We start from the raw sequence: 10,705 nt of genomic DNA, 5'->3' as shown, positions 1-10,705 counted from the left end.
ATTCAAGGAGTCTTTCGCCATCTCGGGCGCGCATTTCTTTGCTTACTTTCTTTGGGCAAGACCAAAGAAAGTGAGTCAGCCCCGGCAGGGGATGAAACAAGGGATGCACCACCGAGGCAAAACCAAACCAAACAAAAATCTCAACCAACGTTGTGAGCAGCCCGCCAGCCGAGACCCTCAACCGTCCCAGCCTTAGGCTTGTACTCACACCCAACCCACCCCGTGTACCCAATCTCATCCAACCAACGGAACAGGAACTGATAGTTGATCTCCCCAGTCCCCGGCTCATTGCGCCCAGGGTTGTCCGCCAGCTGCACATGCTTGATCTTGTCCAGATGGCGCTTCAGCGTGCTAGCCACTTCGCCTTCCATCCGCTGCATGTGATAGATGTCGTACTGCACGTACAGGTTGGACGCGTCCACGTCGTTGATCAGGTCCAGCGCCTGCTGCGTGCGGTTCAGGTAAAAGCCCGGAATATCGAACGTGTTGATCGGCTCGATCAGCAGATCAATCTTCTCGGCCTTCAGTGCCTTCGCCGCAAACTTCAGGTTCTCCACCAGCGTCTTGCGCGCAGCGTCTTCGCTCACGCCTTCGGGGCGAATGCCCACCAGGCAGTTGAGCTGTTTCACGCCGAGCACCTTGGCGTATTTGATGGCTTCGCCCACGCCGTCCTGAAACTCGCTCACGCGGTCCGGCAGGATGGCGATACCGCGCTCGCCGCCGTCCCAGTTGCCGGCGGGCAGGTTGTGCAAGACCAGGTCGAGCTGGAAGCGGTTCAGGCGATCGGCAATCTGGTCGGCATGAAACGCATAGGGAAACAGGAACTCCACCCCGCGAAAGCCCGCACGCGCGGCGGCTTCGAAGCGGTCGAGGAAGGCCTGCTCGTTGAACAGCATGGTCAGGTTGGCTGCCAGCTTGGTCATGGTTTCTCCTTGTATCGGACGGTGAGGGAATGGCGCGCCGTCTTTATGCGGTGGCGCCTTCGGCTTCCGTGAGGGTGTCTTCCAGGTCGAGCACTTCTTCAAACTCGACCACGTTGTCGATCTCCGTACCCATCGCGATGTTGGTCACGCGCTCGAGAATCACTTCCACCATCACCGGCACCGAGAACTCGGCCATCAGCAGGCGAGCCTGCGCAAAGGCGGGTTCGATGTCTTCGGGCTTGAACACGCGGATCGCCTTGCAACCCAGGCCTTCCACCACCTTCACGTGGTCGACGCCGTAGCCGTTCAGCTCGGGTGCGTTGACGTTGTCGAAGGCGAGCTGGACGCAGTAGTCCATCTCGAAGTTGCGCTGCGCCTGGCGGATCAGGCCCAGGTACGAGTTGTTCACCACCACGTGGATGTACGGCACCTTGAACTGCGCGGCCACCGCCATCTCTTCGATCATGAACTGGAAATCGTAGTCACCCGAGATGGCCACCACGTCGCTGTTGGGCGAGGCCACCTTCACGCCGATGGCGGCGGGAATCGTCCAGCCCAGCGGGCCTGCCTGGCCGCAGTTGATCCAGTGGCGCGGCTGGTTGACCGACAGGAACTGCGCAGCGGCGATCTGCGACAGGCCGATCGTGCTCACGTAACGCACGTCGCGCGGGAAGTACTGGTTCATCTCGCGGTACACGCGCTGCGGCTTGATGGGCACGTTGTCGAAGTCGGAGCGACGCAGCATCGTGCGCTTGCGCTTCTGCACGTCAGCGTTCCAGCTCTTGCGGCACGGCAGCTTGCCGGCGGCCTTCAGCTCGCGGGCGACTTCAATGAACTTCTCCAGCGCCGCCTTGGCGTCTGAAACGATGCCCAGGTCCGGACCGAACACGCGGCCGATCTGGGTCGGTTCGATATCGACGTGCACGAACTTGCGGCCCTTGGTGTAGACGTCGACGCTGCCGGTGTGGCGGTTGGCCCAGCGGTTGCCGATGCCGAACACGAAGTCCGACGCCAGCAGCGTGGCGTTGCCGTAGCGGTGCGACGTTTGCAGGCCGACCATGCCGGCGTTGAGCGGGTGGTCGTCGGCCAGCACGCCCCAGCCCATCAGGGTCGGGACGACAGGCACATTCACCAGCTCGGCAAACTCGACCATCAGCTGGGCCGCATCGGCGTTGATCACGCCGCCGCCGCACACCAGCAGCGGGCGCTCGGCCTGGCACAGCATCTCGATGGCGCGCTCGGCCTGCGCACGCGTTGCCGCGGGTTTGTAGACCGGCAGCGGGCTATACGTGTCGGGGTCGAATTCGATCTCGGCGACTTGCACGTCGAACGGCAGGTCGATCAGCACCGGGCCCGGGCGGCCCGAGCGCATCAGGTGGAACGCCTGCTGGAACACGCGCGGCACCAGCGCCGGCTCACGCACGGTGACGGCCCACTTCGTGACCGGCTTGGCGATCGATTCGATGTCGACGGCCTGGAAGTCTTCCTTGTACAGGCGGGCGCGCGGCGCCTGGCCGGTGATGCAGAGGATGGGAATCGAATCTGCCCAGGCCGAGTACAGGCCGGTGATCATGTCCGTGCCGGCAGGGCCCGACGTGCCGATGCACACGCCGATGTTGCCCGGCTCGGCACGGGTGTAGCCCTCGGCCATATGCGAGGCGCCTTCAACGTGGCGCGCCAGCACGTGGTCGATGCTGCCAGCCTTGCGCAACGCCGAATACAACGGGTTGATAGCGGCACCGGGCACGCCGAAGGCCGTGGTGATGCCCTCTTTTTCCATCACCGCAACTGCGGCATCAATCGCTCTCATCTTCGGCATGGGTGTCTCCAGGAAGGGGAAGGTGGGAATACGTTGGAGCTGATCCTATTCCCGCATGCCGATATGGATAAACGCAGATTTCGTCAGTTGATTGCTAACTCTGCATATCGAATCGTTTTGCGTGCTGCACCAATCGGGCGGCCATCAAGAAACTGAAAAGCCGCACCGTGAAGCGGTTTTCTCGTGATTTTGTGCAACGCAAAATATCGACGTGAGGCGTCTACATGGATCACATTGTCCTTCGCCATTTTTGCCATTCGTCACAAGTGATATGCGCCAGAAAGCCGCAATCCGGGTACGGAATGCTCACTAAAATGGTCAGACATTGCGAACTGGAATGATGGAATGGACAAGCTCAAGCAGATCGAAGCGTTCATCGCCGTGGTGGAACACGGCAGCATGGCCGCCGCCGCGCTCACGCAGGACGTGACGCCCGTCATGATCGGCCGCCGCATCAACGCGCTGGAGGCCCGGCTGGGCGTGAAGCTGCTGCACCGGTCGACCCGCCGCATTGCGGTGACGGAGCAGGGCGCGGTCTTCATGGAACAGTGCAAGAAGGCGCTGGGCGAGCTGGACCGCGCGGAGCTGCTCGTTGCCGAAGGCCGCCACAAGGCGACCGGGCACCTGATCGTCTCGGCGCCCGCAGCGTTCGGCCGCAAGCACGTCGCGCCGCATGCACCGGACTTTCTGCGTGCCAACCCCGACGTGCGCATCTCGTTCAACCTGACCGACCGCGTGGTCGACCTCGTGCGCGAAGGCTACGACGTGGGCATCCGCATTGGCGGCGCGATCGATCCGAACTTCGTGGCGATTCGCCTGGCGTCGAACAAGCGCGTGGTGTGCGGCACGCCTGCGTACTTTGCCAAGCATGGCGTGCCGCGCACGCTCGACGACCTCGCGCGCCACAACTGCCTCGCCTTCAACCTGCAGGGCGGTCAGCAGCGCGGCTGGTATTTTCAGCAGAACGGCAAGGCCGTCACCGTGAAGGTGAACGGCAACCTCGACTGCAACGACGGTGAACTGCTGCACCGCTGGATGGGCGAAGGCCTCGGCCTGGGCTGGCGCTCAACGTGGGAGATCCAGCCTGAGCTGGAATCCGGCGCGTTGATGACGGTGCTGGACGACTACGCGCTGCCCGACTACGACATCCTTGCCGTGTACCCGCAGCAGCGGCCGGTGCCGGCGAAGATCCGGTTCTTTATCGAGCACCTGAAGTCGGTGTATGGGCAGGCGGGGTATTGGTCGCGAACGCGTTAGTTGAGCGTGCGGAAATGGATGGCGGTTCCTACACTGGTCATCAGACGCATCGCGACTGGCGCGCTCAATGCCGGAGACTGAAGATGCTACGCAGAACTGCAGTTGTCGGCGCGCTCATGCTCAGCAGCTCGGCCCTCGCGTGCGATCTGACCGGGCTTGAGCACCCGCTGGTGTTCTCGCCCGGCGAGTCTGCGCTGCCGACCAGCGAAATCCTGAAACTGGCCGAATGGGATTCGCAGCTCAAAGACGATTTTCGCAACGGTGGCAAGTACCGGGTGCGCTTGCAGGAGGGGACAGAGCCCGCTCCTGACCCAGAGCTGGCCGTGCTGCGCCTCAGAAGCCTCCAGGCCGTGCTGGACGCTGTCGGAATCGAAGGCGACAAAGTCGAGTCGTCCGAAGCCGATACGCATCTACGTGCCGCAGAACGCGAGGGTGTCACCCCAAAATTGCCGACAGCCGCGTACGTCGTTTTCCAACCGGACTGCCAAAACCCGTGTTGCACGGGCTCCACGCCCGCCGCTCCGTTCGCTCCCAAGCGATAAGCGCTAGGTAATTACCACACGCCCCTGCGTCAAATCCCGCAACGCGACCCGCGCCGCGGCCTCGTCCGTCACGGGCAACCGCACCGTCAGCGTAACGCCCGCATCGTACGCAGCATCGGCGAGCGTGTAGCCGCCATCGTCGATCCAGCGGCGGATGCGCGCCTCATCGGCGTAATCGGTGGAGAGGGTGAGCGTGGTGCTGGCGATGCGCTCCACGCGTTCGGCCTGCATGAGCGCGGTGGCGATGGCGTCCGTGTAAGCGCGCACCAGACCGCCCGCGCCGAGCTTGACGCCGCCGAAGTAGCGCACCACGGCGCCCAGCGTGCCATCCAGATCGTGATGGCGCAGCACCTCCAGAATGGGGCGGCCCGCCGTGCCGGAGGGTTCCCCGTCGTCGGACATGCCGGACTGGCCGCCCGCCAGAAGCGCCCAGCAGACGTGCGTGGCGGCGGGGTGCTCGGCGCGCAGGCGTGCAATGACGTCCATGGCGGCCGCCCGGTCTTCCACCGGCACGGCCAATCCGATAAAGCGGCTTTTCTTGATTTCCAGCTCGGCGGAAACCGGCGCGCGCAGCGTATACGTCGGCACGCGCGGTCAGGCGAGGAGGGCGGCTACGAGATCCGTCGCGCGGCCGCCCGGCGATTCGAACTTGAGCGATGCCTCGGTGTGCGCCATGTGCTCTTCCATCAGGGCGATGGCGCCGTCCACGTCGCCACGCTTGGCGGCATCCAGCAGGGCCGTGTGCTCCTCCGACGAGCGCACGGCGTCGTAGGTCGACTGGTACATCATCGTGATGACCGAACTGCGCGCGGAAAGCTCGTACAGCATCTCCTTGAGCACGCTGTTGCCGACCACGTCGGCCATCAGAAGGTGGAAGTCGGCCATCAGGCGATTGCGGCGCGGGACGTCCGACAGGTCGCCGCTGGCTGCCACCTTGTGCTCTTCGGCCAGATGCTTCTCCAGCCGCTTGTAATCGGCGGGCGTCGCTTTGGCGATGAACTCGCGCACCAGCGCAACCTCCAGCACGCGGCGCACCGCAAACACCTCGCGCGCCTCGGTCTCGTCGGGTTTGGCGACGAACGCACCGCGATCCGGCTCCATGCGGATCAGCTTGTCCTTGGCCAGCATCAGCAGCGCCGCGCGAATCTTGGTGCGGCTGACGTGGTAGACCCGCGCCAGCGCCTCTTCGCGCAGCTTGGTGCCCGGCGGCAGCCGATGCGCGACGATCGCCTGGGCGATGTCGTCGGCAATGCCTTCGGAGGAGATGTCGGCGGCGGTGGTTTCAGTCATGGCGCCGATTTTACCGCCGTCCGACAACAGCGCCGCTTCAGGCATGCGGCAGCGTATGGGCTGCAGGTGCCGCCACGCCAAGGCCGTGCGGAATCGCTTCGCCTTCCTCGGTGATGTCGATCTTGCCGTCGAGCACTGCATTGGCGCGCACGCGGTCGATGTCTTTCTCCCACGCGGCGATGACCACCGTGGCGACGCAGTTGCCGATCAGGTTGCCCAGCGCACGGGCAATGCCGATGAACCAGTCGACGGAGAGCACCAGCACCAGGCCGATCGCGGGAATGGCCGGAATGACCGACAGCGTGGCCGCCAGAATCACGATGGCCGAACCCGGAATGCCGTGCGCGCCCTTGGAGGTGACGAGCGCCACGCCCAAGATCAGCAGCAGATCCTGCAGCGCCAGTGGCGTGTTGGTCGCCTGCGCGATGAACACGGCGGCCAGCGTCAGGTAGATCGAAAACGCATCGAGGTTGAACGAGTAGCCCGTCGGAATGACGAGGCCGACCACGGAGCGCTTGATGCCCATCTTCTCCAGCTTGTTCATGATGGACGGCAGCACCGCGTCGGACGATGCCGTGCCCAGCACCACCAGCAGTTCGGCGCGCAGGAAGCGGATCAGCTTGAAGATGTTGAAGCCCGCCACGCGCAGGATGGTCCCGAGCACCACAAACACGAACAGCGCCACGGCCGCATAGAACAGCAGCACCAGGAAACCAAGCTGCTTGAGCGAGCCGGCGCCGTACTTGCCGACGGTGAACGCCACCGCGCCCAGCACGCCGAGCGGCGCCAGGCGGATGATCACGGCCATCATGCGGAACAGCACATGCGAGAGCTGATCGATCAGGTTGACCAGCGGCTTGGTCCGCTCACCCAGCAGCGACAGCGAGCAACCGAACAGGATCGACACCAGCAGCACCTGCAGGATGTCGCCCTTCACAAAGCCGCTGACAAACGTATCGGGAATCAGCTTGAGGAAGAACGCCGCAACGCCGGTCGATTCCACCTGCTTGGCGGTGGTCATGTACGACGCCATGGCCGCCGGATCGAGCGATTTCGGATCCACATTCATGCCGTGGCCCGGCCCGAACACATAGGCCAGCGCAATGCCCAGCGCGAGTGCGATTGTCGTGACGATCTCGAAGTAGATGACGGCCTTGCCGCCTACGCGCCCGACTTTCTTCAGCTCGCCGGCACCGCAGATCCCGACCACCACCACCGAGAAGACGATCGGCGCGATCAGCATCTTGATCAGCTTCAGAAAACCATCACCGAGCGGCTGCAGCTTCTGCGCAAATTCGGGCGCCCAGATGCCCAGCGCGATGCCCACCGCCAGGGCAATCAAAACCTGCCCGAACAACGGGCGCGTAAAGCGTTGCATGGTGAATCCTCCTTTGGATTACTGGTGTCTCAAGCCCCGCTCAATCGTCTGATTTGGTCTGCTGCGATTGTCGTCAGGGCTTTGTTTCGCTCACTGCAGTGCAACAAATTGTCGCGATGAATTGTTGAGGGTTGACGGCATCATAGGCGATCCAATTTTTGTATGCAATTTTTGAATTCACATGCTAGGATCGACCCATGCAGTCCCGCTAAGCCTTGTGCTTGCGCCATTTACGCTGCACTTCCGGCGTTCCCATCGCCAGAGTTTCGAGTGTTCTGACTCGCCGTTTTTGTTCGATGGGCTGGCCGTATAACATCCAGAGACAAACACCAAGGAGTTCCACATGGCGATGCCTACGCTCGATCCGAACGCGCCGGATTTCACGCGCCGATATCCGAATCTGGCGGACCCCCGCCTTGGCGCAGAGGCCACGTTCGCGACCGACGAATTCTTCGCGCCGAAAGACCGCATGCTCAACCCGGAGCCGGCGGTGTTCATTCCGGGCAAGTACGACGACCACGGCAAGTGGATGGATGGCTGGGAAACGCGCCGTCGCCGCAACGGCGGCTATGACCACTGCATCGTCCGCCTGGCCCGCCCGGGCGTCGTGAAGGGCGTCGATATCGACACGAGCCACTTCACCGGCAACTTCCCGCCGGCCGCCTCCATCGAAGCCGCCTATCTGCCGGATGGCGAGCCGACCGAGGCCACGCAGTGGACTGAAATCGTTCCGTCGACCACGCTGCAAGGCAACAGCCACGCCTACGTGGCCGTCGCCAGCCTGCAAGCCTTCACGCACCTGCGCCTGAACATCTTCCCGGACGGCGGCATCGCGCGTTTGCGCGTGTACGGCCAGCCGCAAGTCGACTGGAAGGGTGCGGACCGCACCAAGCTGTTCGACCTGGCCGCCATGGAAAACGGCGCCTATGTGGTCGAAGCCAACAACGAACACTTCGGGCCGGCCTCGCGCATGCTGATGCCGGGCCGTGGCGTGAACATGGGCGACGGCTGGGAAACGCGCCGCCGCCGCGAGCCAGGCAACGACTGGTGCGTGATCGCCCTGGCCAACCCGGGCCGCATCCGCAAGATCGAAGTCGACACCGCGCACTTCAAGGGCAACTTTGCTGACCGCGTTTCCATCCAGGCCGCGCGCGTGGTGGGCGGCACCGACAGCTCGCTGAAGACGCAAGCGATGTTCTGGCAAACGCTGCTGCCCGAGCAGAAGCTGCAGATGGATCTGCAGCACTACTACGAAGCGGAAATCGCCGACCTCGGCATCGTCACGCACGTGCGCTTCAACATGTTCCCGGACGGCGGCGTGTCGCGTCTGCGCCTGTGGGGGGTGCTCGAATGAGCCAAGAGACCGCCGCACGCATTGCGCTGACCATCGAGCCGCTCACGCGCGAAGCCTTCGCGCCGTTCGGCGATGTGATCGAGCTGGAAGGGGCCAAGCAATTTCCCATCAACCAGGGCACGACCATCCGCTTTCATGACCTCGCCAACGTCGATGTGGGCGAGGGCGGCCGCGCGCTGATCAGCCTGTTCCGTGGCCAGCCGCGTACGCTGCCGTTCGAGGTGAAGATGCTGGAGCGCCACCCGCGTGGCAGCCAGGCCTTCATCCCGCAGAACGACAAGCCGTATCTGGTGGTCGTGGCCCCGGCCGGCGAGCTGGATCCGTCGAAGTTGCGCGCGTTTGTCTCGCGCGGCTGGCAAGGCGTGAACTACGCGCGCGGCGTGTGGCACCACCCGCTGCTGGCCCTGGGCGAGGTGAGCGATTTCATCGTCGTGGACCGTGGTGGCGAAGGCCACAACTGCGACGAGCAAGACCTGGCCGAATCGGTGTGGTTGACCGCCGAGGCCATGCAAGCCGCGCTGTAAGCATCGCGTCACCCGTGCCGATCCTGAGCCCCCGCACAACGGGGGCTCAGTCACTTTCAATCTCCGTCCCACCACCGTCAGCGAGACATCGACATGACCCAGGCCCAACTCGCCACCCCCGGCATCGATGCGGACATCCGCGCATTTGTCGACGCTGCGCATGCGCAGCAGATTGATTTCCTGCGCGAGCTGGTGAAAGTGCCGTCGGACAACCCGTCCGGCGATTGCGCCCCGCATGCCGCGCGCGCCAAGGCGCTGCTGGAGGCGCTGGGCCTGACGGTGGAAGCGCATGCCGTGCCGCAGGCGCAGGTGCGTGCCGTCGGCATGGTCAGCGCCACCAACCTGATCGTGCGCCACACGTTCGGCAGCGGCGGCCCCACGGTCGCCATGAACGCGCACGGCGATGTCGTCCCGCCTGGCCTTGGCTGGACGCACGCCCCATACGGCGGCGAGATCGTCGAGACCGAACACGGCCCGACCATGTTCGGCCGCGGCGTGGCGGTGTCCAAGTCCGACTTCGCCACCTACACCTGGGCGCTGCTTGCGCTGATCGAAGCGGAAAAGCGCGGCGCCAAACTCAACGGCACGGTCGAACTGCACTTCACATACGACGAAGAAACCGGCGGCGACATCGGCCCCAAGTGGCTGCTGGATCAAGGCTTGAGCAAGCCCGATTACGCCATCTCCGCCGGCTTTGCGTACGGCATCACCTCGGCGCACAACGGCTGCCTGCACGTGCAGGTGACGGTGCGCGGCAAGCAGGCGCACGCCGCCATGCCGCACACGGGCATCGACGCCATCGAAGCGGCCACGCATATCCTGCAAGCCGTGTATGCCTATCGCGCAGAACTCGCCGCGCGCAAATCCGCCGTGCCGGGCATCGACCACGCAACGCTCAACGTCGGGTTGATCCAGGGCGGCATCAACACCAACGTCGTGCCCGATCTGGTGACGTTCCGCGTGGACCGCCGGATGATTCCTGAAGAAGCCGGGCGCGATGCCGAAGGCGAACTGCGCGCGGTGATCGAGCGTGCGGCGGTGGAACGGCCGGGGATCGAGGTTTCGGTGGAACGCATTCTGTTGGCGGAGCCGCTTGCCGAACTGCCGGGCGTGGACGCTCTGATTGGTGCGTTGCGACGGAATGCGTTGGCGGTGTTTGGGGGCGATGTGCCGGTGCATGGCGTGCCGCTGTATACCGATGCGCGGCATTACACGGCGCATGGCGTGCCGACGGTTCTGTATGGCGCGGGCCCGCGGACGTTGATGGAAGCGCGGGGGCACAACACGGATGAGAACCTGCGGTTGAATGATTTGCGGAGCGCGACTGTGGTGGTGGGGTGTGCTGTGGGGGAGTTGTTGGGCGGGTGATTGGTATTGCTTGATGGCTTTGTTTTGCGGGGTCGGACTTTTGTTTTTTGGTTTTGGGTTTGTGTGTTGGTGGTGCATCCCTTGTTTCATCCCCTGCCGGGGCTGACTCACTTTCTTTGGTCTTGCCCAAAGAAAGTAAGGGCGGTTTCAAGGATCAAGTGCAACACATTGCCTAGGATGTGTTGCATGGGACAAAGCTACGAACACCTGAGCGCCGAGGAGCGTGGTGCGATCTTCGCGATGAAGCTGG

Annotated in this window: 10 protein-coding genes; 5 read left to right on the top strand and 5 right to left on the bottom strand. The window is 63.8% G+C overall.

The features are described from left to right. Positions 1 to 140 precede the first annotated feature (140 nt). Together hyi and gcl are read right to left on the bottom strand one after the other, a co-directional pair. Positions 141 to 923: a hydroxypyruvate isomerase gene (gene hyi, locus R2676_RS26060; protein WP_206271044.1), complete on the bottom strand. Its 783-nt coding sequence runs from the start codon at positions 921 to 923 to the stop codon at positions 141 to 143. A gap of 43 nt (positions 924 to 966) precedes the next feature. Then, a complete protein-coding gene (gcl, locus tag R2676_RS26055) occupies positions 967 to 2,742 on the bottom strand; it encodes a glyoxylate carboligase (RefSeq protein WP_206271043.1) in 1,776 nt (591 codons plus the stop codon). Positions 2,743 to 3,087: 345 nt separating this feature from the next. Between gcl and R2676_RS26050 the strand changes: the two genes are divergently transcribed. Both R2676_RS26050 and R2676_RS26045 read left to right on the top strand, forming a co-directional pair. Beyond that, complete coding sequence (locus R2676_RS26050) at positions 3,088 to 3,999, top strand: LysR family transcriptional regulator (RefSeq protein WP_027678493.1); 912 nt, start codon at positions 3,088 to 3,090, stop codon at positions 3,997 to 3,999. Between the two features lie 116 nt (positions 4,000 to 4,115). Beyond that, positions 4,116 to 4,541, top strand: a complete 426-nt coding sequence (locus R2676_RS26045) for a hypothetical protein (protein ID WP_316857698.1) — start codon at positions 4,116 to 4,118, stop codon at positions 4,539 to 4,541. Positions 4,542 to 4,544: 3 nt separating this feature from the next. On the opposite strand, the gene R2676_RS26040 is transcribed toward R2676_RS26045, so the two are convergent. Genes R2676_RS26040 through R2676_RS26030 form a run of 3 tightly spaced genes read right to left on the bottom strand, consistent with a single transcriptional unit; the run spans position 4,545 to position 7,209 of the window. Next, positions 4,545 to 5,129 carry an IMPACT family protein gene (locus R2676_RS26040; RefSeq protein WP_206271040.1) on the bottom strand — a complete coding sequence of 195 codons (585 nt, stop codon included), beginning with the start codon at positions 5,127 to 5,129 and terminating at the stop codon, positions 4,545 to 4,547. A 6-nt stretch (positions 5,130 to 5,135) separates the two neighbouring features. Next, on the bottom strand, positions 5,136 to 5,831 hold the full coding sequence (locus tag R2676_RS26035) for a GntR family transcriptional regulator (protein ID WP_027678490.1): 696 nt from the start codon (positions 5,829 to 5,831) through the stop codon (positions 5,136 to 5,138). 37 nt (positions 5,832 to 5,868) lie between these two features. Then, positions 5,869 to 7,209 (bottom strand): C4-dicarboxylate transporter DctA, encoded by a 1,341-nt coding sequence (locus tag R2676_RS26030; RefSeq protein ID WP_027678489.1) that lies wholly within the window; start codon positions 7,207 to 7,209, stop codon positions 5,869 to 5,871. Positions 7,210 to 7,552: 343 nt separating this feature from the next. Between R2676_RS26030 and alc the strand changes: the two genes are divergently transcribed. From alc to R2676_RS26015, 3 genes are all read left to right on the top strand, one after another. Beyond that, entirely contained in the window at positions 7,553 to 8,563 is a 1,011-nt protein-coding gene (gene alc, locus R2676_RS26025; protein WP_206271039.1) for an allantoicase, read from the top strand. After that, positions 8,560 to 9,087: an ureidoglycolate lyase gene (locus R2676_RS26020; protein WP_027678487.1), complete on the top strand. Its 528-nt coding sequence runs from the start codon at positions 8,560 to 8,562 to the stop codon at positions 9,085 to 9,087. The genes alc and R2676_RS26020 overlap by 4 nt, the downstream gene beginning before the upstream one ends. 93 nt (positions 9,088 to 9,180) lie before the next feature. Continuing rightward, positions 9,181 to 10,455 carry a M20/M25/M40 family metallo-hydrolase gene (locus R2676_RS26015; RefSeq protein ID WP_206271038.1) on the top strand — a complete coding sequence of 425 codons (1,275 nt, stop codon included), beginning with the start codon at positions 9,181 to 9,183 and terminating at the stop codon, positions 10,453 to 10,455. Positions 10,456 to 10,705 lie beyond the last annotated feature (250 nt).

The sequence above is a fragment of the Ralstonia flatus genome (assembly GCF_958439105.1).
Lineage (GTDB): Bacteria > Pseudomonadota > Gammaproteobacteria > Burkholderiales > Burkholderiaceae > Ralstonia > Ralstonia flatus.
This window is presented reverse-complemented; position numbering and strand designations above follow the sequence as displayed.

Coding starts and splice junctions, on each gene's coding strand:
- alc (WP_206271039.1), top strand. CDS start 7,553: ATGGCGATGCCTACGCTCGATCCGAACGCGCCGGATTTCACGCGCCGA.
- R2676_RS26015 (WP_206271038.1), top strand. CDS start 9,181: ATGACCCAGGCCCAACTCGCCACCCCCGGCATCGATGCGGACATCCGC.
- gcl (WP_206271043.1), bottom strand. CDS start 2,742: ATGCCGAAGATGAGAGCGATTGATGCCGCAGTTGCGGTGATGGAAAAA.
- R2676_RS26020 (WP_027678487.1), top strand. CDS start 8,560: ATGAGCCAAGAGACCGCCGCACGCATTGCGCTGACCATCGAGCCGCTC.
- R2676_RS26030 (WP_027678489.1), bottom strand. CDS start 7,209: ATGCAACGCTTTACGCGCCCGTTGTTCGGGCAGGTTTTGATTGCCCTG.
- hyi (WP_206271044.1), bottom strand. CDS start 923: ATGACCAAGCTGGCAGCCAACCTGACCATGCTGTTCAACGAGCAGGCC.
- R2676_RS26035 (WP_027678490.1), bottom strand. CDS start 5,831: ATGACTGAAACCACCGCCGCCGACATCTCCTCCGAAGGCATTGCCGAC.
- R2676_RS26050 (WP_027678493.1), top strand. CDS start 3,088: ATGGACAAGCTCAAGCAGATCGAAGCGTTCATCGCCGTGGTGGAACAC.
- R2676_RS26045 (WP_316857698.1), top strand. CDS start 4,116: ATGCTCAGCAGCTCGGCCCTCGCGTGCGATCTGACCGGGCTTGAGCAC.